Below are 24324 nucleotides of genomic sequence, written 5' to 3'. Positions count from 1 at the left end.
ATTACTGGACTTGGTCCAATTGCGTCCGTAAACATTATTACAGGTGTGGTCCCAATCAGGTGTGTAGGTGGCTGTCAAATGCGTAGTATAGTTCTGGGTGCATCCCTATGCCTTTTGGCGGGGTGCGCAACCGTCTCGATGGTACCCGGTGAGGCGTCGGTGGAAACCAGCCTTACGCAGTCCCAATCTGCCTTGCGCAAAGTATCAGCCGACTATTGTGCGGACGCTGTGAAGAATGGCTGGATCGAAGCGACAGGCGGCCTTGCCGCATTTGCGTCCACGCTGATCAACGGAAAATCCGATAGTGACGATAGCCGGGACTATGCGTCCCGCATCGGAGCGAAGTCTGATGCCCCCTCGCTTGTACTGGCCCGCATCGTGTCGGACGCACAGGCCGCCCGCACCGGTCTGGCGGATGTCAGCCGCGAAGCCCGCGATGTGCTGCAGTCCGGCAAGGAAGATACCGCCAGCCGCGCTGACGTGATGAGCTATGAGCGGGCACTTGTTCGCGCGCAGATGGCCTATCGCAATTTCCAGGGTGCCATGGGTGAAGTGACTTCACGCCCTGACATGGACATGGATGTGGCGCCGGTTGACCGTGAGCTCAAATCCTTCGCCGATACGATTGATGATGCGCGTGAGACGGCTGATGGTCTGGCCGACAAGTACGCCTCGCTGAGCCGGTCGACGAGCTAGGCTTTCCACGCGCAGCACGCCCATCCCACCAGATATGATATGCCGCCGATCGGGGTGATCGCACCGAACCAGCGCGGCGCGCCGAGCGCCATCGCGTAGAGCGAGCCGGCGAATACAATCGTCCCGAATACGAACGCCCAGCCGGCTTTGCGCACAAGGCCCGTCTTCGCATGGAGCGAGATGGCGAGCGCCGCGGCCGCGTGGGGCAGGGCATAGAGCGTGGCGGTGTGCCACCAGTCGAGCCCTTCAGGGGTCAGCTGGCCGTCCAGCGCATGGGCGCCAAATGCGCCCAAGGCGACGGCAAGAAAGCCCGTGAGGGCCGCGAAGATGCCCAACCGGTTCATGCCATGCCACTCGGCTGGCGCGGGATGGCATAGGTGACGACGGCATGGCTGGAGGGCTTTTCAGCGCCCTCGATCCGCACATCGACATCCATGACCGCCAGTGCCTGTCCGATCTTCATGATGCGCGCATCGGCGACCACGACGTCTCCGATACAGGGACGCAGGAAATTGATGCTGAGATTGCTGGTCACCGTCATCGGCTCATGTCCTGTCTTCGTCATCACCGCCATGTAGGCTGCGGAGTCGACCAGAGCCATTTGAGTGGGTCCGGAAATATAGCCACCAGGGCGAAGGTGTGAGGAGTTGGCAACAAGTCGCATCACAGCGCGACCGTCTTCCATCGAAACCACTTCGCTGCGATTGTCCTGGGTCTCGAATGCCCCTTTGAGAAATGTGTTGGCTTCTTCCGCCGTCATCTTGGTCATCTAAATGGAGCCTCCCTTGGCGTCACGTCTTGAACCGCGTGTCTCTGTCGTTCACCCTACTTGCGGGACGTTGCCCGCCAAGAGGTAACGCGAAGGAAGGAAATGACATGCTGACCGCCGGAGACGAATACCCGATTCACCAGACGCCAGAGCCCATCGCCTTTTCCGGCTCAGACCGGAATTTCTATGACCGGTTCTTTTTCAATGGCTATTCCGCCGATGGCGAGACCTTCTTCGCGGCGGCGATGGGCATTTATCCGCATCTGAACATTATCGACGCGGCGGTCTCGATCCTGCGCGATGGCAAGCAGCATTCGGTTTTCTTCTCCCGTCCCCTCAATATGGAGCGGATGAACACATATGTCGGGGGCTTCTCGGTCGAAGTGGTTGAGCCGCTGAAGCGCATCCGATTGAAAGTTGAAGAGACCGAAGGCATCGCGCTGGATGTGGAGTTCGAGGGCAGGGCCTTTCCGATCGAAGAACCTCGCTTCACACGTCGGCAGGGGCCGCGCATGCTGATGGATGTTACCCGCATGACTCAGAATGGGCGATGGTCCGGCAAGTTGCGCCTCGATGGACAGGAAATCACCGTGTCGCCAGACAGCTGGACGGGCACGCGTGACCGCAGCTGGGGCGTGCGCCCGATCGGCGCGCAGGATACCCAGCCGCTGATCCCGCCATTGCCGCCGCAATTCTACTGGATCTGGACGCCGACGAATTTCCCCAACCTCTCAATGTTCTATCATGTGAACCATGATGAGGCGGGTGAGGCATGGAACACCCGCGCCGTGCTGGCGATGGATGGCGCCGGGCAGGGCGAATTGCTCCATCTCGACAAGCCGCACATGGACATCAATTACACGCCGGGCACACGGCGGATGAAGTCGGCCAAGCTGCATCTCGAGGACGGACAGGGAAATCCGCATACGGTTAGTTTCGAGCCGTTCGGAACCTTCCTGATGAAGGGCATCGGCTATGGCCATCCTGAGCGCAAGCATGGCTCCTATCATGGTGACCAGTTGTCGGTTCTCCGCGAGGATTACGAGCCTGAGAAAATGTCTTGGCAACAGCCTGAAAATCTCCACATCCAGGCCATCGCCCGCGCGCGGCATGAAGGGCCGAACGGCTTGTCGTCCGAAGGTATCGGCGCCTTCGAACAATTGTTCATGGGGCCTCATGCCCCCAGCGGTTTCAGGGATATTCTCGACGGGGCGGCCTAGCCCCAGAGCGCTGATGTTGGAGGGCTGACCATGCCGTCCGAATAGGTCAGGCCATGCGCGATGTCTTCGGCGAGCCAGAGCGGGCCGTCCAGGTCTGCCGCGTCAGCGAGGCCGGCCAGTAGAACGGCGGGCGCCATCGACAATGATCCGCCCACCATGCATCCGAGCAGGACACCAAGTCCGCTTTCGCGTGCGGCGCGGACCGTGCGAATAGCTTCTGTAAGCCCGCCGGTCTTGTCGAGCTTCACGTTGACCGCATCGTAGCGGCGGGCGAGTTCCTGGATCTCGGCGCTCGTATGGGCGCTTTCGTCTGCGCATACGGATACTGCGCCGGGCCTCCTTAGCAAGGCCTCGTCTTTGCCAGCCGGAAAGGGTTGTTCGATCAGGACCACGCCCAAGTTTGCGGCACGCTTTACGATGGCAGGGAATTGTTCTGGCAGCAGACCTTCATTGCCATCCACGATCAAGCGGGCATCGGGACGGGCCGCATGAACTGCTTCGATCCGTTCAAGGTCTTCCGGTCCGCCCAGTTTCAGCTTCAGCAAACGGCTGGGCGTTGAGCGCGCGGCCTCGGCCATTGCGTTCGCCGTGTCGAGGCTGACCGTAACCGCAGTCTCGATCGGCTTGGGTTCGGGAAGGCCCGCCAGTTTCCACACAGGTGTGCCGGTCAGTTTGGCTTCCAGATCCCACAAGGCGCAGTCGACGGCGCACCGGGCAGCGCCAGCGGGCATGGCGGTCTGCAAGGCCTCCCGGCTGAGACCGCCTTCGATCTGAGCCCGACGGGCTTCGATCGCTGCATGTACCCCGGTCTGGGTTTCGCCATAGCGCGGGTAGGGCACGCATTCACCCCGTCCGACCGCCTCGCCCTCGCGGATGGTGACCTGAATTGTATCCGCGCTGGTCTTGGCGCCGCGTGAAATGGTAAACGCCGTCTTCAGGGGTGAAGAAACATCAGTAATTTCAAGTGTTCGCTGGCCCATGTATGGTCCCAATAGGTGAAATTTGAACAATCATGCTTTTCAGGTCTTAAGCATGTTTGGATAGGGTGGTCAGGTAGAAAAGCAATTGAATGGCGAACCCTAGCATCCCCGAATTCGCGCTGGAAACCAGCGGCGAACAGACCGTCCTCCGTGTCTCGGGGGACTGGACCGTGCGCACGGTTCAAGCCGTGGACGACGGTTTGCGCGATTTGGAGGCCCATGAGGGCGCGCTCGTGTTGGACGCTGCGGCGCTCGGCAAGCTCGACACCGCCGGCGCCTTTGTCATTGACCGCACGCTGCGACAATTGTCAGAAGCGCCTGCCCGAATCGAGGGCAACCATTCCAACGCCGAAAACCTGATCGGCCAGGTGCATGCCGTGACCGATGTGGAAGAGCCCAAGCGGCCGCCACACGGCGGACTGGTCGATATGCTTGAGCGGACCGGCCGCGGTTTCATGAACATGCTGGGCGAAGCCAAGGACACGTTGGCCTTTCTCGGTGAGACGCTGGTGACGACATTTCGACTTGTCCTGACGCCCTGGAAGTTGCGCTGGACCTCTATTGTCTCTGTGCTTGAAGAGGCTGGTCTCGATGCGATGCCAATCATCGCGTTTCTCTCTTTCTTTGTCGGTATGGTGGTGGCCTTTATTGGCGCGACAACCCTGCGCGACCTGGGCTCTGAAATCTTTGTGGTCGAACTGATCGGTTTTGCCATGCTGCGAGAGCTTGGGGTCATCATGACCGGCATCGTTCTGGCGGGGCGGACCAATTCCTCGTTCACGGCGCAAATCGGCACGATGAAGATGCGCCAGGAAATCGACGCCATGCAGACACTCGGCCTGAAGCCGATGGATGTGCTGGTCGCGCCGCGTATCATTGCGATGGTTGTGGCCACGCCGGTACTCGCCTTTGTGGGCACGCTTGCAGGCATTGCAGGCGGCGTCATCGTTGGCTGGCTGGCACTGGACATCAATCCGGCACTCTTCCTTGACCGTCTTCAGTCGAACGTGCCGTTGGACCAGTTCTGGGTTGGCATGTCCAAGGCTCCGGTGTTTGGGTTCGTGGTGGCGCTTATTGCCTGCCGTCAGGGCCTGAATGTGGGTGGCAGCGTCCAGTCGCTTGGCAGCAAGACAACCACATCGGTTGTGCAGGCCATCTTCTCGATCATCGTGATCGATGCCCTGTTCGCCATCTTCTATATGGAGATGGGCATTTGACCGACGAAATCATCATCCGCGTGCGTGACCTGAAGACCGCCTATGGGTCTCATGTCGTACATGAGCATCTTGATCTTGATATTCGTCGCGGCGAGATCATCGGCGTCATCGGCCCATCAGGCTGTGGCAAGTCTGTGCTTTTGCGCGCGATCACTGGCCTGAAGGAACCTTCGGCGGGCAGTATTGAAGTGTTCGGCAAGCGATTGGAGACACTCGACCCGGACGAGCGCGCCGCCGTGGAGCGCAGCTGGGGCGTCATGTTCCAGGACGGCGCACTGTTCTCGAACCTCACCGTGCGCGAGAATGTCATGGTGCCCATGAAGGAGCACACCGACCTCTCGCCGCAGCTATGTCGCGAACTGGCGGACATGAAAATTCTGATGGCGGGCCTGCATGGGGATGCCGGTCCAAAGTTCCCGTCCGATCTGTCAGGTGGCATGCGCAAGCGCGCGGCCCTTGCGCGGGCCTTGGCACTCGACCCGGAACTCCTGTTTCTGGATGAACCTACCGCCGGGCTCGACCCGATCACAGCAGCCAATTTCGATGCGCTGATCCGACAGCTGCAACGCGCATTGGGCCTGACGGTCTTCCTTGTGACGCATGATGTGGATACGCTGCAGGCAACTTGTGACCGGATTGCCGTGTTGGGCGAGAAACGCGTGCTGGCAGTCGGCACAATTGATGAATTACGGGCCTTCGATCATCCGTGGGTCCAGGAATATTTCGGAGGTCCGCGTGGGCGGGCCGCGACGGGACACTAGAAGAGGACCCGGAGACGATGGAAACGCGAGCGAATTACGCCCTGATCGGAGCATTCGTCCTGATCGCCACGATGGCCGTGGCGGTATTCACGCTGTGGCTGGGCCAGTCCCAGTTCCGGCAGGATTTTGAAGCCTATGATATTGTCTTCGAGGGACCGGTCTCGTTGGAGCAGGGGGCTTCGGTGCGCTATATCGGCATCAAGGTGGGTGAGGTCTCCTGGGTGCGGATCGACCGGGGGGATCAGTCCAAGGTACGGGCCCGGATACGTGTGGACGCGGAAACCCCTGTGAAAGTGGATTCTACGGCCTCTATCCAGCTGGCCGGCATTACGGGCATCACATTTGTTCAGATCACGGCAGGGTCACCCAAGGCAGCGCCCCTGCGTGCGCGGCCGGGTCAGCCCGTGCCCGTCATCAAGGCCGAGCGGACACAACTCGACGAAATTTTTGCCGGTGGCGCCGAAGTGCTCGGCAAGGCCAACCGGACCATTGAGCGGGTGAACCTGATCCTCACGGATGAGAACATTGAGTCCCTGTCAGCCACGATCCGCAACATCGAAACACTCAGCGGGCAACTCGCCGCCTCCGATGGCACGATGGCGCAAGCGACCCAGACGCTGAAAGATGTGTCGGCGGCGAGCGCGCGCTTTGAAGCGGCCTCTGCGTCGTTGGAATCCTTCGGGACGAATGCAGACAGTCAGATGACCGAGTTCGGCTCGCAGGCCAATGCGCTGGTCGCCGAAATCCGCGAAGTGGCTGCCAGTGCGAACAAGACGGTGGAGCAGAGCAATCTCGCGGTACTTGCGGCGACAGACGCCATCGAAGGCCCGGCCACAGGCGCGCTGGTCGACGCGCGTCTTGCCAGCCGAGATTTGCGCCTGTTGATCAACCGCCTCGACCGGGTCGCGCGTGAATTGGAACAAAACCCCCAGGGCTTCGTGGTCGGTGACCCGGCCCCATATGAGGAGAGCCGCTAGATGATCCGTGTTCTTATGACTGGCCTTGCGGCCTGCAGCCTCGCAGCATGTGTGTCTGTCTTGCCAGAGCCAAAGGTGCCACAGGGCCTCTATCGCTTTGCACCGATGGAAACAACCTACGATTTGGATGCGTCTGTTCTCATTCGTGAGCCGGATGCGTCACGCCTCGTAGCCGGTCGGGCGATTGCGGCGGAAGACTCCAGTGGTGCGCTACGTTTGGTGCCGAACGTGGAATGGACGGATTCGTCGACACGCCTGATGCAGATGGCGATGCTGGACGCGTTGCAGGGGCAGGGCGCAGGCAAGGCGATTGCGCCCGAGACGGGAGCTTCAGCGCCCTATGAGCTTTCCTGGCAAGTGACGGATTTCACCTTGTCCGGCACGACCGGACGGTGCCGCGTGCGCGCGACGCTCATGGACGGTGGATCGCGAGATGTGCTGGACCAGATCGTGGTCTCGAATTCTGCCAGTGCCAATGGCGGGTCCAATGCAGACCGTGCCAAGGCGCTGGGCGAAGCAGGCCGGGCCTGCGTGAACGATGTGGCGGCCTTCGTCAGCCAGTACATCAACGTTCACGCAGACGCGCCTGAGGCTTGATCTAGCCGCTTTTCATCTGGTCGAACGCAATGTCCTTGTCCACGCGGACATCCTGGGGCAGGCCCAGAACGCGTTCGGCGATGATGTTTTTCAGGATCTCATCCGTGCCGCCTGCAATGCGCAGGCCCGGGGCCCACATGAAGCTTTGCTGGAAGATGGCATCGGCTGGCATGCGATCTGAATCCGTCAGGATGCCGTAATGGTCCTGCATCTCGATGGCCGAGTTACAAATGTCCTGAAGGTGGTTGGCGGTGATGATCTTGCCGATCGAATTTTCCGGTCCCGGTGTCTGGCCGCGTGATAGGGCCGTCTGCGTGCGGAACTTGGTCAGCTTGTAGCCTTGCGCGGCAACATACCAGTCGGCCAGTTTCTCGCGGAAAGCCTGATCAGACATGGTGCCTGCTTCCTTGGCATAGGCCATGATCTCCGCCCAGTCCGGGCCAGGGGAGCCGCCCACGGCAAGGCGCTCGTTCATCAGTGTGACGATGGCCACTTTCCAGCCCTGACCGACTTCGCCGAGACGGTCGGAATCCTTGATGCGGACATCCGTGAAGTAGACCTCGTTGAACTCGCGACCACCAGATGCCTGGTGGATCGGGCGCACTTCGACGCCAGCCTGTTTCATGTCCACGATGAACATGGTCAGGCCCTTGTGCTTCGGCACGCTCGGGTCGGTCCGGGTCAGCAGGATGCCGTAGTCGGAATAATGCGCGCCGGAGGTCCAGACCTTCTGGCCGTTGATGACCCATTCGTCGCCATCCTTGACGGCGCGGGTCTTCAGGCCCGCAACATCAGACCCGGCAGACGGTTCGGAAAAGAGCTGGCACCAGATTTCCTCGCCCTTCATTGCTTTGCCGACATAGCGCTTCTTGTGCTCGTCGGAGCCGAACGCGATGACGGTCGGGATGCACATCCCGAGGCCGATGGTGAAGGGGCCGGTCGGCGCGTCGAACTTGCCTTCTTCCTGGTTCCAGATGACCTGCTGCATCGGCGTGCCGCCGCGCCCGCCGATCTCTTTCGGCCAGGTGATCTGGGCATAACCGCCTTCGGATTTTGTCTTCTGCCATTGCTTGGCAAGTTTCATGAATTCGCTGCCATCCACGCGCTGACGCAGCGGCTTGTCGCCCTTGGGCTCGAGGTGCTTGCCGAGGAAAGCGCGAGCTTCGGCGCGGAATTCGGCTTCTTCTTTGGTGTCATTGAAGTCCATGAGTCATTCCTCCTTAGGCGGCATTCTTGTTTTCAAGGGTGCGGACGAGTTTTTCTTTCCACACTTTCGGCGCTCCGGCCTGAACGGCCAGCAGCTTGGCGCGGCGATAGAAGAGGTGGCAGTCCACCTCCCATGTAAAGCCCATGCCGCCATGGGTCTGGATGTTTTCCTTGGACGCGAACCAGAAGGCTTCGCATGCTGCAATGCGCGCCGCGGCGGCGGCTTCCGGCAGTTCGGCGGCACCCGTCGAGACGGCCCATGCGCCGTAGAAGCAGTTCGAGCGAGCAACCTCGTTCTTCACATACATTTCAGCGAGCTTGTGTTTGATCGCCTGATTGCCACCAATGGGGCGTCCAAAGGCGTAGCGTTCCTTGGCATAGTCGGTTGCCATTTCGAGGGCGCGGGAGGCGCCGCCCAGCTGTTCGAAGGCGAACAGGACAGCCGCATGATCCAGGACCTGGTCATTCAGCATTTCGCCGTCGCCCGCGTTTCCAAGACGCGTGGCCGGAGCCTTGTCGAAGACGATTTCGGCATGGCTGCGCGTTGGGTCCAGTGTCTGGAGCGTCTTGCGGGTCACGCCTTCGCCGGTCAGGTCGACCAGGACCAGGCTCGCGCCGGAGCCTTCCTTGGCCAGCACAACGGCGTGCGTTGCGATATCGCCATCGGTGACCGGGACCTTGGTGCCCGAAAGCGTGGAGCCGTCGAAGGTCGTTTTCAGCGTATCCGCTGCTGGATTTCCAGGGCCTTCGCTGGCAGCGTAGCAGCCCACTACATCACCGCTGACGATACGCGGGAGGATTTCGGCCTGTTGCTCATTCGAGCCAGCCAGCTTCAGCGCTTCGGTGAAGAAGTAGACGGTGGAGGCCCACGGAACCGGAGCCAGGACGCGGCCCATTTCTTCTGCCAGCACGCACACTTCGAGCAGGCCCAGGCCGAGGCCGCCATGCTCTTCCGGGATGGCCGTGCCGAGCCAGCCCATTTCCACCACCTTGTTCCAGACAGTTTCATTGTGGCTGACATCGTCGTCATTCAACACCAGACGGACGGCCGTCATGGGGCATTCGGCTTCGAGGAATTTGCGTGCCTCATTGCCGAGAAATTTCTGGTCTTCGGAAAAGTCGAAGTTCATGTCGCTTGCGCTCCCCTTTGCGGCCGGTCGGGCCACTCTTTTTCTTCAATGATGAGCAAAATAGCGCGGTTTACGTGCGCGGAAACCCGTCACCCAACGGAAACGCGAAAATCCACTTTTGGTGGGAAATCGTGCCGGTAGGTCAAATTTCATCGATCGGTTTCACTGCGTTGAAAGGCCCAGATGGCAAAAATCACGTCTGAATTCGGGAGCAACTGATGGCCAAGGCGTTATTTCACAAATCGCAGCGCGTCTTCGTGAAGCCCGTCGGAACGTGGGCGCTGATCGAAAAAGTCGTGCCGCATTGGGTCAAGGACGTGGATGAACCGCTCCGCGTGACCTATGAGTGCGGATTGGGACGCAGTTTCCAGTCTCATGAACTGGCGGCTGAAGAGAGCTTGGCGAGGGATTCGCATGTCCTGCGCCCGGATGACGACGATTCCCTGCTGGAGCACTGGCATATCGCTCGCCGCCGCGCGAAATGGCGGGCCAGTATTGGTGGCCTCGGCATCAGTGATGTCGGGACCTATCCCGTGGTTGTGACGGATGAAGATGACCAGGGCGGTTGGCGCGTCACGGGCGGCGAATATGATCGCGACCCGCAACGTATCGAGCATCAGGCCCGCATGATCGCCTGCACGCCGGACTTGTTGCAGACCGTACGTCAGATCGCGGACTTCTGTCAGGAAAAACCGGATGACTGCCCGTCCGAACTCAAGCAGGTCGCCCAGCGTTGCGCATCGATCCTGCGCTTTGTCTATCAGCTGGATGACGCGGCTGAGGCAGATTCAGCGACGGTCGCGGCTGAATAACCGCCCCTGTCGACCAAGTACCCCGACAACAAGAACTCCGACCAGCGCGCCGCCCAGATTGGCCGCAACGTCAAGGCTGGACCCCTCGCGTCCGGCCTCGCCAAGCATTTGCGCAATCTCAAGCCCGATACCGAACAAGCCTGATATGCTGAACGCCAAAGCAGCCGGGCGTGGGCCCACCCCGAACGCCACCGAGAGCGACGCGGCTAGGGCGGCGTAGGCTGCAAAGTGTTTGATCTTGTCCGACAATTGCGGAGCAGGGGCCTCACTGACCGGGACAAGGGAATAGACTGCGATAATGATCGCCAGTCCGATTGCGGCAAGCCCCGCCAGACTGCGGATGAGGGGATGAGACAGAAGTGCGCGCATCAGGCCTCGCCATTCGGGTTGATATCTGCAGACGCATGGGCGCTAGCCCTCGACGTTGCCAGCCAGACTCCCTAACTGAAAGACTGAAATCCTGTTTGCCGGAGAAAACATGCGCACTGAAGCCCCCATTGCCGTTCAATTGTCGGATTATTCGTCCTATCCCTTCGAAATCGAGCAGGTGGATCTGAGGTTTGACCTTCATCCGGATGCGACTCGGGTGCGCGCCGATCTGAAGGTCCGCCGGACAGGTGACGCGAACGCGCCCCTGGAGCTTGACGGCGAAGCGCTGGAGTTGAAGTCGATCGCAATTGATGGCGTTGCAGTGCCGGATGATGCCTACCAGCTGACGGAGACCGGACTGACGCTGGCAGAGGTGCCAGACGCGTTTACGCTGGTTACCGAAGTCGAGATCGCGCCCTCAAAGAACACTGCGCTGTCGGGTCTCTATATGTCAGGCGGCCGTTTCTGCACCCAGTGCGAAGCCATCGGATTCCGTCGCATTACGTTTTATCCCGACCGTCCGGATGTGATGAGCCGCTTCACCGTGCGCATGACGGCCGACAAGGCGACCTATCCCATCCTGCTGTCGAACGGTACGCCGGGCGAGGCAGGCGATGTGGATGATGGTCGGCACTTTGCGGTATGGGATGATCCGCACAAGAAGCCGGCCTATCTCTTTGCGCTCTGCGCTGGCGATTATGATGTCTACTCTGATCAGTTCACCACCATGAGCGGCAAGACCATCGATCTGGCAATTCATGTCGACAAGGGCGATGCGGATCGTGCGGCCTGGGCCATGGACAGCCTCAAACGCTCAATGAAATGGGATGAGGAGACTTATGGCCGGGAGTATGATCTCGGCGTGTTCAATATCGTGGCTGTGCGCGACTTCAATTTCGGCGCCATGGAGAACAAAGGTCTGAACATCTTCAACTCGGCCTATGTGCTGGCTGACGAAGACACCGCGACCGACGCAGATTTCGAGGCCATCGAAAGCATCGTCGCCCATGAATATTTCCACAACTGGACTGGCAACCGGATCACGTGTCGAGACTGGTTCCAGTTGTGCCTCAAGGAAGGCCTGACGGTTTTCCGTGATCAGAATTTTTCTGCCGACATGCGCTCGCGCCCAGTGCAGCGGATAAAGGACGTCATCCGCTTGCGCGCACGCCAGTTTGCCGAGGATGCCGGCCCATTGGCGCACCCGGTGCGCCCGACCACCTATGGGGCCATCGATAATCTCTACACGGCCACGGTCTATGAAAAGGGCGCGGAGATAATTGGCATGCTGCGCCGGATGCTCGGTGAGGAAACCTATCGCAAAGGCATGGACCTCTATTTCGACCGTCATGATGGACAGGCTGTCACCATCGAGGATTTTTATGCCTGTTTCGAAGAAGTCAGCGAGCAGGACTTCGCTCAGTTCCGACTTTGGTATTCGCAAGCCGGAACGCCAGAAATCACGATGGAAGAAAGCTGGAATCCGGAAACGCGCGAGATTGCTGTCACGCTGAAACAGAAGACGCCAGCAACACCCGGCCAACCAGCCAAGAAGCCGATGCTGATCCCGATGGAAATGGCGTTGATCGACGATGAAGGCAACATGGCTGAATGGATCACGCTTCTGGAAGATGAAGAACTGACCATGACCTTCGACCTGCCGGAAGGATCTGAACGCCCTCTGGTGTCGATCAATCGCGACTTTACCGCGCCGGTACGCATCAAGCGAGCGCTCAGCCGCGATGACCAACTCGCGATGATCCGACTGGAAACGGACCCGTTCAATCAATGGGACAGTGTGCAGAACCTCGCCAAGCAAGAAATTCTGGCCCTGTCCGAAGGATCGCAGGCGGAGCCGGATGATGCGCTTGTCGAAGCGATGGCTGTGGCTATTCGCGGCGCGGTGGACGACCCGGCCTTCGCGTCGCTCCTGACACGCCTGCCGGATGTGGGTGAACTGTTCCAGGAACGGCAGCCGGCTGACCCTGTGGCGTTGAACACCGCGCGCAAGAAACTGCAGGCAGCCCTCTACAGCAAGCTCTCCGATTTTGTGGATGACATTCTCGCCAAGTCTTCCCCGGAACCCTATGATCCGGGTGCAGAGCAGGCGGGTGAACGCGCCCTGCGCACGGCATTGATCAACCTGTTGGCAGCATCAGGCCACGACGAAGCGGGTGAGCGCCTTCTGGGTCTCTATAACGCCGCCACCAACATGACCGAGAAGCTCGCTGCGTTGCGCGGCCTGGCAGGGCTGGAAGGCGCGGCGCGGGAGACTGCACTGGCCGATTTCGAGAGGACGTGGAAATTTAACCCGCTGGTCATGGACAAATGGTTTGGCGTACAGGCGGGTACCGGTGATGCCGCAACCGTTTCAAAACTGGCGGCGCATCCGGATTTCGACATGGGCAACCCCAATCGCGTCCGCTCGGTCGCGGCGGCTTTTGCAATGCAGAATCTGTCCGGGTTTCACGCGCCGGACGGCTCTGGATATGAAGTCATCGAAGGCATTATCCTTAAGGCCGACAAGGTGAACCCTGCGCTCGGTGCCCGTCTGCTGACTGCGTTTGAACAGTGGCGCATTCTGGAGCCGAAGGCGAAGGCAGAGGCAGAAGCCTGTCTCCGCCGTCTGCAAGCTGCTGATTTGTCAAAGAATTCTGCAGATATCGTGTCCCGCGCGCTGAGCTAGGCGGCGGAACCCGTTTTCTGGGTTAACGAAATCTGTACCTTTGTTAAGAATTGGGCAAGGATTACGATAGAAAACCAAAGCTGAGCCCTTGTTTTTCTAAGGAATCGGCACAGGAAGCACCTTGTCCAAGTCGGTTATCCCTCCGCAAACGGATACTGTCGCTGCGGGAGTCCCCAGTCGCGATGACCGGCGGCTGAAATGGACGATCATTGCGATTATCCTGTTGCTGGCAGGCGCACTTGGCCTGAAGGCCTGGGAAGAGCGCCAGACGGCCGACTCCACGCTTCTGGGTGCGCTTGAAGCCAACTCTTCGACCATCGCAGCGCGGCTATCCGGTCATGCCGGCACAGCTGAAATGGCGATGCGGCTGATTGCCGATGCAGGCGCGTCCCGCTCGGCAGTCGCCTCCGCTACGCCAGGAGTCGATGTGGTCGTTTCTCTGCAGGAGGCCCGCCTGGCACCAGAGGGCAGCCGTCTGCTGGCGGCTGTGCCGGTTGCAGAAGCCATGCTGGCCGGAGGGCATCGGATCGGTCTGTCGGGGCAGGGTGACATTGTCGTGGCTACCACGGCCCCGGATGGCGAAATCATCTTGGCGCTTGCCCCGGCGGGCACATGGTTGCCGGCAAGCCGGGCAGGTACCGGTATCTTCGTCACCGACAAGCATCTCAGTGCCGGGACGATCCTTCCCGGCACAGCGGGCATGTTACCTGCCACGAAGTTTCGCGCCCTCGGCTTGCTCGACCGCGCCGCGACAGGGTGCGCGCCGGTGGGCGGCAGTGCTTTGCAGGTGTGCACCAGTCAGGCCACGCCGCTGTTCACGCTGGACGATTTTATACGGCTCCTGATTTTTGGTCTGCTGCTGGCAGCGCCCATGCTGGTCATTCTCGGACTGATGAACCAGCTCTCGCGAGAGCCTGAAGTCACGTTCGTTGAACGCGCGCAGGAGATCGAATCCGACCGGTTCATGAGCCCGGTCATGCTGGGTGTGCGTGCAGGCTATTGGGAGTGGTCAGACGATTCCAGCGCGGTTTATCTCAGCGATGCGGCATCCGAGTTGATGGGCATGCTGGGCGATGGCGAGATCACGATTGATGAAATGCTGCCGCAGGTACACCCTGAGCATCAGAAGCGGGTTCAGGACGCCTTTCGCAAAGGCTACAAGGACGGCTGGGTGCAGACCAGTTTCGTGACCAGTTTCCAACCGGCCCGCTGGATGGAATTGCGTGGCAGTGTGACGCCTCATGCCGAGACCGGGGCGAATGTCTATGGCGGCGTGTTGCTGGATATTACCGAGCGCAAGCAGGCCGAGGACCGGATCAAGGCGGCCGAACGCCGACTGCGTACGGCTATCGAAGGATTCAATGGTCCTTTCGCCCTGTGGGACAATCGCAAGCGTCTGCTCTATTGGAACCGGGCCTTTGCCTCCGACCTCCAGCTCGAGGAAACCTTGCGGCCGGGCATGGCGCATCACACGGTGAACATTGCACGGGCAGGGGCCTTGCGTTCAGAGCACCCCTCTTTGGAAGATCCGCAGACGACCTTGCTGGAGCTCAACACCGAGCGCTGGATCAAACTGGTGGAGCGCCCCACGCTTGATGGTGGCCTAATCTCGGTTGGCGTGGATGTCACAGAGAATGTCCGCAATGAGGAAGAGCTGAGGAAGCAAAAAGCCAAGATGCACAAGACCGCCCTGGACCTTGAACGGTCTGAAGGGCGCGAGCGTGAACTGTCTCGGAAATATTCCGAGGAGAAGGCCAAGGCCGAACATGCGGCGCACACCAAATCAGCCTTCCTGGCGAATATGAGCCATGAGTTGCGCACGCCGTTGAATGCGATCAATGGTTTTTCCGAAATCCTGTCGAATGAACTTTACGGCCCGATGGGGGACGAGCGTTACAAGGGCTATGCGCAGGACATCCTGACCTCGGGCCAACACTTGCTGGACATGATCAACGATATTCTCGACATGGCGAAGATCGAGGCGGGCAAGATGACAATCGACCCGCAGCCCATTGATCCTGTGGACCCGGTCGACGCGGCTGTGCGCATGATCCGTCGCAAGGCAGAGGACAAGGAAATCGAGATGGTGCTGGATGCCCAGCCCAACATGCCTGAGATTGATGCCGACCATCGGGCGATCCGCCAAATGGTGCTGAACCTCGTATCGAATGCGATCAAGTTCACCGATGCTGGCGGCAAGATCACGGTCGCGGTCGAGCAGCGCGGACCGGAAATCTATGTCGGCGTGACCGATACCGGTATTGGTATCCCGGCTGAAGACCTGCCGCGCCTCGCGACGCCGTTCGAGCAAGTCTCCGGCACCAAGGACCGCAATTACGAAGGCACAGGGCTTGGCCTTGCACTGACGAAATCCTTTGCGGAAATGCATGGGGGGCGGATGATCCTGTCCTCCATCGAAGGGGAGGGCACGACGGTGGCGTTTACCTTGCCGATCTCCGGCGCACGCGAACTCGTCGATGAAACCAATGCGCGGGACGTCGCCTAGGGACGCAGGTTCCAGCTGGTGATGCACGACGTGGCGCCGTCTATTTCAACAACGCCCCAGGCCCCGGTCTTCAGCTTGCGGTCGAGATCGTCTGGCTGAACATCCACGACATCTGGCAGGAAGCGTGCGATGCCGTTTGAGGTGACGATCAGTGCCGTGTCTTCTGCGCCGAGCCCGGCTGCGCGCTCCAGCAGGCTGCGCCAGCCCTCGCGGAGCGCGTCCGCATCCACGCGCCAGCCCTCGGGCGGCGTGGCATCACACTCCCAGGCTTCGAGCGCTGCTTCGCCAATCCGTGCCACAACCTTGTCTTCCGGCTGGTTTTCGTCCGGGCCGTAATCGACTTCGGTCAGGAAAGGCAGGACGATAAGGGCAGGCGCGCCGGTGCGCATGCCGATCATGGCCCGTGCGGTCTGCCGTGTACGCATCAGCGGAGAGCAGAAAGCGGCAACAAATCGAGTGTCCGCGAAATGATTAGCGAGCGCATCAGCCTGTGCCAGTCCGGATGCGGACAAGGGAAGGTCTGTGCGTCCGCCGACACGGGTGACCGTGTCGCCCTTGTCGAACGTGTTTCCGTGCCGGACGATGATCAGTCTTGCCATGGTCCGGTCAGTCCTTCAGTGGGTCGCCATGGGTTGCGATCAGGCGCTCGGCGAGGGCCACGTCTTCCGGTGCATCAATGCCGGGAATGGCGATTGTGTCCGGCTCGACTTCGACACATTGCACGCTCATGCCGTTCTCGAGGAAGCGCAGCTGTTCGAGACCTTCGAGCTTTTCATAATGGCCTTCCGGCAGGCTGACATATTTGCGCAGCGCGGGGAGGCGATAGGCATAGAGGCCAATATGGCGGCAGACCGGAGACATGTCGCCTTGCTGGCGCAGCGCGTCTTCCTTGCGGATGGCGGGGATCAAATTCTTGGAAAACCAGAGCGCGCGCCCAGCGGCGTCATGCGCCAGCGTTGTGCCGGAGAAGGGGGTGGTTTTCTTGTGCGCGCGGAAGTCGTCGAGCGCCTGCCAGGTCAGGCGGACATAGGGCGTGGCGGCATCGGCGCCGGAACTGGCGGCGGCTTCGGCGACGGCGACAACATGTGCGGGTGGGGTAAAGGGCGAGTCGCCCTGCAGGTTGACGACAACGTTTGGCGTGACCCCCATCGCGTCGACGGCGGCGAGGGCACGATCCGTGCCGGACGGGACGTTCGGATCGGTCATGACGACCTCAATGCCGAGGTCCCGGCAATGGCTGGCGATGCGCTCGTCATCGGTGGCCACGACACTTGCAGCATCATCCAGTTCAGCGGCGGCACGCGAAGCCATCGCGGCCACCCGGCTCACCATGGTGCGGCCGGCGATCTCGACCAGCGGCTTGCCGGGGAACCGGGTGGATCCATAGCGGGCGGGGACAACGATCAGCGTTTTCATGGCCGCGCTCTTACATGGCTCGCGGCGGGTTGCCTACATCATCTTCGCGCATTTGTTGCATGAGGCCGATGATCGGCGCGACCCACTGCAAGGCCTCTTCGTCCACACCTTCATCGCGCAGGAAGCCCGTCAGTGCAGGGGCGAATTGATCGCTCTGCCCACATTCCACCAGCGCCAGTTCCAGTTCAGGGATGACGACATTCTGGAAGCTGTCAGCAAAGTTCTGAAGGTCGTCTGTCCGCGAGATCAGCCGCATCGTGGCGAATGTGTTGAGTTCGCCCTCGCTATCAGTAATGCGCCGCAGGTCGTTGATCAGACCACGATTTTCGGAAGCGAACTCGCCGAGGATACGGTCGGTCTTGTATTCGACCCATTCCTGCGTGCAGGGCTCAGGCGCTGTGACACAGGCAGCGAGCGGGCAGGTGGCAATGGCCATTGTGGCGAGCAGGCGTATCATGGAAATCCTCCGGAGCGCGATTCAGGGGGCCACCCTAGACGCCGATCCCATTACCGCAAAGCGCGGGACTCATTCGCAAAAAAAGCCCCCGACGCAATGGGACCTGCGCCGGGGGACTCCGCCTATGCATTCCGTGCAATGCGCGAGCGGGACCCGTTATTCGTCTGTCGTGTCGGTTTCAATCGTGATCGTGTGGCTGGACGAACCGTTGACCTGCTTCTTGAAGGCCTTCTTTTCGGCGGCGTCGAGCTTGTCGCTCTTCATCACGGATTTGATCGTCGCCTTGGCTTTCAGCGTGTCCTTGTCGCCCTTGATGCAGGCGATCTTCACGTCCCTGGTCTTGTCCTGGCTACTGCTCTTTTCGAGGATCCGGGTCTCGCCCTCTGCCAGATTGGCGTCGCGGCATTGCTCGACCAGATCGGTCAGTACGATATGGGTATGCTCCATTTCATCCTCAAACTCCTCGCCATAGGCGATCTCGATCTTGCGTTCGAGCGCATCGGCATGGGCTTCGATGCGAGCCTCAAGGGCGTCCATCTGGGGTTCAAAGCGGGTTTCCCAGGCGTCTGCATGAGCTTCGGCGCGCTCGGCAATCGCTTCGGCATGGGCTTCCCATTCCTCGGCCTGTGCCTCGACCTTCTCTGCCCAGGCTTCCCACTCGGCTTCGGATTTCGGCATGGTTTCGTCGGTGAAGCTGAAGGCCATCTCCATCTTCCGGTTCAGCTCTTCGTCAAAGCCTTCGAAGGCGAGTTCGATGTGCGGCATGGAGGCCACCAGAGTTTCGATTTCGGCCGTTTCAGCTTCGATCTTTGATGTCAGGATTTCAATTTCCCGCTCAAGTTCCGGCGTCATCGCATCGACCGAGAAAGGATCGCCGATGATGACGACCTGCCGGTCCTCGACCTTGTCGCCATCGATGAACAATGTGCCATCCTTGAAGTGCAAACTGCGATGCTGGGGAACTGGGTTGATGTTGTCGGGTTCTCCGCCCGCGAGTTCGGCCATATCGACCTTTTCATCGGCTTCGGCAGAGGCACAGGCGGTGGCTACGAAGGCTGACGACATGAGGGCCGCGCTGCCAAGAAGTCCGGAAACACCTGCGCCGAGCAGACGCCGCGAGCGGGAGGGGCTGGGTGTGGTCATGCGGATCATTCTTTCCTTCAGGGCGTGAGTCAGGGGCAGGCTGGCCGCGGCGGTCAGGCGTTCCGGCAGGGCAAGCTGAACGGCCTTCAACAATGTCTCACCATAGGCGTGAGGGGAGGACGCTCCGGATTTCAGCACATCGCTGTCGCAGGCTGCTTCCTGGTCGGTGCGGAAGGCGCGTCGTGCAATATAGGCCAGCGGATTGAACCAGAGTGCAGAAACGAAGATTTCCGACATCTGCAAGGCCCAGAGGTCGCCGCGCTTGATATGCGTCAGCTCGTGCGCCAACGCTGCCCGTTGCTGGGACACGGTATAGTCTTCCTCGAACCAGGCCGGTAGCAGAACAGTCGGGCGAAAGAGGCCGGAGACCAGCGGGCCAGATGAAATGAAGCTGGTGGAAAACTGCGGAGTGCGCTTCAGGCCGATCTGCCGGGCCACATCGTCGGCAAGGCTGGCGAGCTCGGGCGAGGCAGGCATCTCTTCGCGGCGCAGGGTCTGCATGAAACTGTGGTGTGCAAACGAACTGCGGGCAAGCATGTAGATGGCTCCGCCAGCCCACACGGCCAACACGGTTCCAAGAAGGAGTCCGCCCAAAACAGGCTCGGACAGTTCCGGGAAGGCCGCAGGACCATGAGCCACTTCGAACAGGGGGCTCGAAGCCTCAGGACCGGTTGCTGGCGGAGCCCAGACGGCGTTGGCTGCGGATCCTACGGGTTCAGGTGAGCGAACGAATGCAGGTGCAGCATCTGCCGTCCCAGCCGCCGCAGGTGATTGAGACTGGAACATCTCAAAGAACCCGGCCAGCGGCGTGGGCATGGAAAGGGGAGGCAGGACAAGCCGGGCCAGCGGAATTGCCCAGAGCGCATAGGCGACACCCGCGCCGAACTGCCGGGCAACATGCTTGCGCGCAAACAGAATGAGCGCGATCAGGACAGACACCGCAATCACGGTCTGTACGCCATAGGTGAAGTTGAGGCTGTTCAGGTCAAAAATCATTTCTTCAACTCCCCTAGAAGCTTTTCAAGTTCTGCGATGTCATCGGCCGTAAGACCGCGCGTATCAGCAAGGTGCGCCACGAGGGGGGCTGCGCGACCGGAAAAGACCTGGTCGACGAACTGGCGAGCGGCCCCAGCCTTGTAGGTGCCTTCCTCGACGAGGGGATAGTAGAGATAACGTCGGCCATCTTCCTCAGTGCTTAGCGCGCCCTTCTCCACAAGGCGGGCCAGCAAGGTCTTGACGGTGCGGCTGGTCCAGTCCTTTTCGGTGCCCAGCGCGTCGTGGACATCCGAGGCGGCAAGGCCCGGCCGCGCCCAAAGCACGCTCATCACGTCGAGTTCTGCATCGGAAATCTTCATAGTGTAGAACCCCTCTCTGGACTACAAGCGTAGTCGTATGACATGACTACATACGTGGTCAACAAATTTTCCATGACACGTTCGTAAGGTGAGCTGGCGCTGCAGCAATACATCCTCGTGTGGCTTCTATTCAGTCACGGCGTCGAGTACGGTCATCTGGAGAAAACTGGAGGAGACGGCCATGAGACCAATGATGATCGCAGCTATGGCGCTGCTGACGGTGCCGGTGGGCTGCGCGACCACGGGCAGCTCTGGTGATCTGGGGCGGGTTCTGGGCGAGGTGATTGGCCAGCAAACAGGGCAGGGCGGTGCGCTCAGCCAGGCCGAAATTGATGCCGGTCTCCGCGAAGCGCTCACAGTGGGCACCAACATCGTGGCAGCGCAACTGGGCCAGACCAATGGCTATTTCGGAGATTCGGAAATTCGTATTCCGCTTCCGAAAACCTATCGGGATATCCAATCCGGCCTGTCGCGCGTCGGGGCGAGCGGTCCACTGGATGACCTGGAATTGCGTATGAACCGGGCGGCGGAGGCAGCTGTGCCGGAGGCAAAGACGCTGGTCATAGGAGCGATCCGCCAGATCACGATTGAGGATGCTGTACGCATCCTGAATGGCGGCGACACAGCGGCGACAGACTACCTGCGCGAGAAGACCGAGAGCCAGCTGCGTGCGTCATTCACACCCTATGTCAAAACGTCGCTTGCACAGGCGGGTGCATTCACGTCACTTGAGCAGGTCGCCAATAGCTATGGCGTCGGGGGAGTCACCTCCAGCCTGCAAAATGACTTGACCAATCACGCGGTCACACTGGGACTGGATGGCATGTTCCACTACGTGGCTGCAGAGGAGAAGAAGATCCGTGAGAATCCTGTGGCTCGGACGACCGATCTGTTGCGGCGCGTCTTTGGATCGAGGGGCTGATGCGTCGATTTACGTATGAGGCCAAAGCCGGCGGAGAGATGGCCGGCATTGAATTCGGTGACCCAATCAAGCCCTTCTCTGCGGTATGGCTGCATGCGACCGGATTCAATGGAATGACCTATCAGTCATTGCTGGCGCCCCTCGGGCTTCGCCAGCGTGTGGCGGCGCTCGACATGCGGGGGCATGGTCGTTCCACATTGCAGGCCAAACCCGGCCGCATGAAATCCTGGAAACGCCACCGCGACGATGTGATCGAATGGTTGGAGAAAGAAGCGCCACAGGGCGTGATCCTGGGCGGGCACTCCATGGGCGGGTGCGTGGCCCTGTTGGTGGCAGGCAAGCGACCCGATCTCGTCAAAGGCCTCGTACTGGCCGACCCGGTAATCATGTCGAAATCGGTTTATTTCTGGCAGCATATGCTGTCGCCTATTTCATTCCTTCTGCGGCGCAATGCCATGGCCCGTCAGGCCAAGAAACGTCGCGCCGAGTTCGGATCGTTCCGTGAGGCGCTTGAGTCCTATACAGGTCGCGGCGCATTCAAATCATGGCGCGAGCCCTTTCTGGCAGATTACCTGCTGGATGGTATTGAACGCACCGACCACAATTCTGCTGATAGCGATGAGCAGACCTGGCGTCTGCTGTGTGAGCCGAAATGGGAAGCAGCGACCTTTGCCGCCCAGCGCAACCGGCCTTGGGGTGCCCTGCGCCGCGTAAAGAAACACCATATCCCGATGACCATTCTGAGGCCGACCCGGGATTCCGTGATCAGCGACAAGGTGCGCGCGCGATTGATCCTGTCCTATCCCGCCATGATGATGAAGGCGGTGCGCGGCACGACCCACTTCCTGCCGATGGAAGCGCCTTATGAAGTGCGCGACCAACTGTCGGCCTTCCTTGCGCGCCTCGTCGAGCGGTTCACGCTTGAGGAAGATGCCTTTGTGGAACGGTCGCTGAAAGTGCGGCGGCGCGGGTCCAGATAGGGCTGGTCATATCGGCTGGATTTAGAAAAGCTCAGTAGTGGAACAATTCGCGGTCGTGTAAGGATGCGCGGTTGCCATTGGAGCTGACCCCATGCCCGCTGATATTCTGACCCTGCCGGGGGTAGAGATTGCCATCGTGCTGTTGCTGGTGGGGATCGTGTTTTTCGGTTTCGTGAGGGAAGTCCTGCCGGCGGATGTCGTCGCGCTGCTGGCGATGGGCGCATTGTTGCTCGCGGGTATTTTGTCGGTGCCTGAGGCACTTTCGGTCTTTTCGAATTCCGCGCCGATCACGATTGCGGCCATGTTCGTGTTGTCGGCGGCGCTGGAGCGAACCGGGGTGATTGATGCGGCTGGACGGCTGGTCTCGCGACTCGCCAGCCGGGCGTCGCCAGTAGTGGCAATGCTGGCCATGATGCTGGGCGTGATGATCCTGTCCGCCCTCATGAACAATACGCCAATCGTCGTGGTGCTGATCCCTGTGGTGATCCAACTCGCGCGGACGATCGGCGTGGCGCCGTCAAAACTGCTGATTCCGCTTTCCTTCGCGGCGATCTTTGGCGGTACGACGACGCTGATCGGCACCTCGACCAACATCCTTGTGGATGGCGTCGCGCAGGAGGCGGGGCTGGCCCCGTTCGGCGTGTTCGAGATCACAGGCGCCGGGGTGATCCTCGCGCTGGTCGGGGCTGCCTATCTCGCATTGACTTCGCCCTTCCTGTTGCCGACGCGGGAATCGCTGGTGGACATGTTGCCGAATGCGAAGGACCGGCGATTTCTGGCGCAGATATTGATCCCTTTGGGGTCGCCGCTGATCGGAAAGACGGTTTCCGAAACCGGGTTTTCTGCAGAGAAGGGATTCAAGGTGATCGACGTCTTCCGGGAGGGGCTGTCGCTGCGGGCTGATTTGCGCGACCTGTCGATCCAAGCCGGAGACCGGATCGTCTTGCGTACACCGGTCTCAGAAGTCCTGACACTGAAGGAGGCGGGCAGCATCGCCATTGGTGCATCTGCCTCCGATGCGCGGCCTGCCTTTGAGCCGATCCAGACCAGCGAGACCGTCATCATGGAAGGCGTGATCGGGCCGCAATCGCGGTTGACCGGCCGGTCGCTGAATGGGCTCGGCCTGGCGCGCCTCTATGGTGTCTACGTGCTGGCGATCCACCGGCGCGGGGAGAATGTCACCAATACAGACGACATCCGCTTCGACGTGGGCGACACGGTCCTGTTGGAGGGTCCGGCACGGGGCATGCGCCAATTGTTTGATGATGGCATTCTCAACAATCTTACCGAGACGACCGAGCGCGCCATGAGACGGGGCAAGGCACCCATCGCGATTGTCGCGCTGGTGTCGGTGATGGGGCTGGCTGCGCTGGGCGTGCTGCCGATCTCGGCGCTCGCGCTGATTGCGGCAACATCCGTCGTTGCGCTCGGATGCCTGGACCATCAGGAAGCCTATCGCGCGATCCGCTGGGACATCCTGATGCTGATCTTCGGCATGCTGGCACTTGGCACGGCAATGGAGAAAACCGGTGCGGCCAGCCTGCTGGTCGGGCATCTTGCCGGACTGACGGGCGGGATGGGGCCGCTGGCCGTGTTGGCGGTGCTCTACCTCATCACATCCTTCCTGACCGAAATCATGAGCAATAATGCTGCCGCGATCCTGCTGACGCCCATCGCCATTGGGTTGGGAAGTCAGCTGGGCATTGATCCACGCCCATTCGTTGTCGCCGTGATGTTTGCCGCCAGCGCGAGCTTTGCCACCCCCATCGGCTACCAGACCAATACACTGGTCTACAGTGCGGGCGGGTACAAATTCTCCGACTTCCTGAAGATCGGTGTGCCGCTGAACCTCGTCATGTTCGCGGCGTCCATGATCGTCATCCCGATGTTCTGGCCGTTGGCCTGAGCATTACCAGAGCGGGCGGTCAGGGGAGGCGGCATCGGCGAGTTTGCCCATTAGGCGTTCGAGCTGTTTCTGCTCCTCCTCCGTCAGGCTGCTGGCCAATTCCTGTTCCGCGCCGAGCGCCATCGGTACGATGAGTTCGTACACATCGCGGCCAGCCGGCGTCAGGAAGAGCTGGGATCGCCGACCATCGGTCTCTGACGTCTTGCGCTCCAGATAGCC

General features: G+C 60.4%; 24 protein-coding genes. 12 read left to right on the top strand and 12 right to left on the bottom strand.

Annotated features, from left to right (window positions below; all coding sequences use genetic code 11):
* Positions 1-78 precede the first annotated feature (78 nt).
* Entirely contained in the window at positions 79-696 is a 618-nt protein-coding gene (locus B2344_RS04260; protein ID WP_206992300.1) for a hypothetical protein, read from the top strand.
* On the opposite strand, the gene B2344_RS04255 is transcribed toward B2344_RS04260, so the two are convergent.
* Both B2344_RS04255 and B2344_RS04250 read right to left on the bottom strand, forming a co-directional pair.
* Positions 693-1040, bottom strand: coding sequence for a DUF423 domain-containing protein (locus tag B2344_RS04255; protein ID WP_290484728.1), 348 nt, complete (start codon positions 1038-1040; stop codon positions 693-695). The two genes, B2344_RS04260 and B2344_RS04255, sit on opposite strands and share 4 nt — an antisense overlap.
* Entirely contained in the window at positions 1037-1465 is a 429-nt protein-coding gene (locus tag B2344_RS04250; RefSeq protein ID WP_290483524.1) for a PaaI family thioesterase, read from the bottom strand. The genes B2344_RS04255 and B2344_RS04250 overlap by 4 nt, the downstream gene beginning before the upstream one ends.
* A 107-nt stretch (positions 1466-1572) precedes the next feature.
* Between B2344_RS04250 and B2344_RS04245 the strand changes: the two genes are divergently transcribed.
* A complete protein-coding gene (locus B2344_RS04245) occupies positions 1573-2685 on the top strand; it encodes a hypothetical protein (protein WP_290484727.1) in 1113 nt (370 codons plus the stop codon).
* Here the strand turns inward: B2344_RS04245 and dgcA are convergent.
* A complete protein-coding gene (gene dgcA / locus B2344_RS04240) occupies positions 2682-3665 on the bottom strand; it encodes an N-acetyl-D-Glu racemase DgcA (RefSeq protein WP_290501301.1) in 984 nt (327 codons plus the stop codon). The two genes, B2344_RS04245 and dgcA, sit on opposite strands and share 4 nt — an antisense overlap.
* An 89-nt stretch (positions 3666-3754) precedes the next feature.
* On the opposite strand from dgcA, the gene B2344_RS04235 reads away from it, so the two are divergent.
* The 4 genes from B2344_RS04235 to B2344_RS04220 are packed head-to-tail and all read left to right on the top strand — an operon-like array spanning position 3755 to position 7217.
* Positions 3755-4882 (top strand): ABC transporter permease, encoded by a 1128-nt coding sequence (locus B2344_RS04235; RefSeq protein WP_206992304.1) that lies wholly within the window; start codon positions 3755-3757, stop codon positions 4880-4882.
* A complete protein-coding gene (locus tag B2344_RS04230; RefSeq protein WP_206992305.1) occupies positions 4879-5643 on the top strand; it encodes an ABC transporter ATP-binding protein in 765 nt (254 codons plus the stop codon). The genes B2344_RS04235 and B2344_RS04230 overlap by 4 nt, the downstream gene beginning before the upstream one ends.
* A 17-nt stretch (positions 5644-5660) precedes the next feature.
* Positions 5661-6620 (top strand): MlaD family protein, encoded by a 960-nt coding sequence (locus B2344_RS04225; RefSeq protein WP_206992306.1) that lies wholly within the window; start codon positions 5661-5663, stop codon positions 6618-6620.
* Entirely contained in the window at positions 6621-7217 is a 597-nt protein-coding gene (locus tag B2344_RS04220; RefSeq protein ID WP_206992307.1) for an ABC-type transport auxiliary lipoprotein family protein, read from the top strand.
* 1 nt (position 7218) lies between these two features.
* On the opposite strand, the gene B2344_RS04215 is transcribed toward B2344_RS04220, so the two are convergent.
* Together B2344_RS04215 and B2344_RS04210 are read right to left on the bottom strand one after the other, a co-directional pair.
* Positions 7219-8424 (bottom strand): acyl-CoA dehydrogenase family protein, encoded by a 1206-nt coding sequence (locus tag B2344_RS04215; RefSeq protein WP_034815938.1) that lies wholly within the window; start codon positions 8422-8424, stop codon positions 7219-7221.
* A gap of 13 nt (positions 8425-8437) precedes the next feature.
* On the bottom strand, positions 8438-9553 hold the full coding sequence (locus B2344_RS04210) for an acyl-CoA dehydrogenase family protein (protein WP_290484725.1): 1116 nt from the start codon (positions 9551-9553) through the stop codon (positions 8438-8440).
* 218 nt (positions 9554-9771) lie between these two features.
* Here B2344_RS04210 and B2344_RS04205 point away from each other — a divergent pair, with 218 nt between their 5' ends.
* Positions 9772-10365, top strand: a complete 594-nt coding sequence (locus B2344_RS04205) for a hypothetical protein (protein ID WP_206992309.1) — start codon at positions 9772-9774, stop codon at positions 10363-10365.
* Here the strand turns inward: B2344_RS04205 and B2344_RS04200 are convergent.
* Positions 10342-10734, bottom strand: a complete 393-nt coding sequence (locus B2344_RS04200) for a VanZ family protein (protein ID WP_206992310.1) — start codon at positions 10732-10734, stop codon at positions 10342-10344. The genes B2344_RS04205 and B2344_RS04200 overlap by 24 nt on opposite strands.
* A 109-nt stretch (positions 10735-10843) precedes the next feature.
* On the opposite strand from B2344_RS04200, the gene pepN reads away from it, so the two are divergent.
* Positions 10844-13420 (top strand): aminopeptidase N, encoded by a 2577-nt coding sequence (gene pepN, locus B2344_RS04195; protein WP_290483527.1) that lies wholly within the window; start codon positions 10844-10846, stop codon positions 13418-13420.
* A gap of 121 nt (positions 13421-13541) precedes the next feature.
* On the top strand, positions 13542-15926 hold the full coding sequence (locus B2344_RS04190; RefSeq protein WP_290484724.1) for an ATP-binding protein: 2385 nt from the start codon (positions 13542-13544) through the stop codon (positions 15924-15926).
* Here B2344_RS04190 and B2344_RS04185 read toward each other — a convergent pair.
* From B2344_RS04185 to B2344_RS04165, 5 genes are all read right to left on the bottom strand, one after another.
* Positions 15923-16525, bottom strand: coding sequence for a histidine phosphatase family protein (locus B2344_RS04185; protein WP_290484723.1), 603 nt, complete (start codon positions 16523-16525; stop codon positions 15923-15925). The two genes, B2344_RS04190 and B2344_RS04185, sit on opposite strands and share 4 nt — an antisense overlap.
* Positions 16526-16532: 7 nt before the next feature.
* The gene (kdsB, locus tag B2344_RS04180; protein WP_290483109.1) at positions 16533-17342 is read right to left on the bottom strand and encodes a 3-deoxy-manno-octulosonate cytidylyltransferase; all 810 of its coding nucleotides are present in this window, start codon (positions 17340-17342) and stop codon (positions 16533-16535) included.
* 10 nt (positions 17343-17352) lie between these two features.
* Positions 17353-17799, bottom strand: coding sequence for a hypothetical protein (locus tag B2344_RS04175; RefSeq protein WP_290484722.1), 447 nt, complete (start codon positions 17797-17799; stop codon positions 17353-17355).
* A gap of 156 nt (positions 17800-17955) precedes the next feature.
* Positions 17956-19938, bottom strand: coding sequence for a M56 family metallopeptidase (locus B2344_RS04170; protein ID WP_290484721.1), 1983 nt, complete (start codon positions 19936-19938; stop codon positions 17956-17958).
* Positions 19935-20297, bottom strand: coding sequence for a BlaI/MecI/CopY family transcriptional regulator (locus B2344_RS04165; protein ID WP_034815959.1), 363 nt, complete (start codon positions 20295-20297; stop codon positions 19935-19937). Before B2344_RS04165 ends, B2344_RS04170 begins: the two co-directional genes overlap by 4 nt.
* Before the next feature lie 181 nt (positions 20298-20478).
* On the opposite strand from B2344_RS04165, the gene B2344_RS04160 reads away from it, so the two are divergent.
* The 3 genes from B2344_RS04160 (at position 20479) to B2344_RS04150 (ending at position 24105) form a co-directional block, all read left to right on the top strand.
* Entirely contained in the window at positions 20479-21219 is a 741-nt protein-coding gene (locus tag B2344_RS04160; protein WP_034815961.1) for a DUF4197 domain-containing protein, read from the top strand.
* Entirely contained in the window at positions 21219-22199 is a 981-nt protein-coding gene (locus tag B2344_RS04155; RefSeq protein WP_290478681.1) for an alpha/beta fold hydrolase, read from the top strand. The genes B2344_RS04160 and B2344_RS04155 overlap by 1 nt, the downstream gene beginning before the upstream one ends.
* A gap of 91 nt (positions 22200-22290) precedes the next feature.
* The gene (locus B2344_RS04150) at positions 22291-24105 is read left to right on the top strand and encodes an SLC13 family permease (protein ID WP_290484720.1); all 1815 of its coding nucleotides are present in this window, start codon (positions 22291-22293) and stop codon (positions 24103-24105) included.
* Between the two features lie 3 nt (positions 24106-24108).
* Here B2344_RS04150 and B2344_RS04145 read toward each other — a convergent pair.
* The coding region (locus tag B2344_RS04145; RefSeq protein ID WP_414651727.1) for a MarR family winged helix-turn-helix transcriptional regulator at positions 24109-24324 on the bottom strand (216 nt) is incomplete at its 5' end.

The organism is Hyphomonas sp. UBA3195 (assembly GCF_002366485.1).
In the GTDB taxonomy this organism is placed as follows: Bacteria; Pseudomonadota; Alphaproteobacteria; order Caulobacterales; family Hyphomonadaceae; genus Hyphomonas.
The sequence above is the reverse complement of the archived record's forward strand: the minus strand, read 5'-3'. Positions and strand labels throughout refer to the sequence as shown.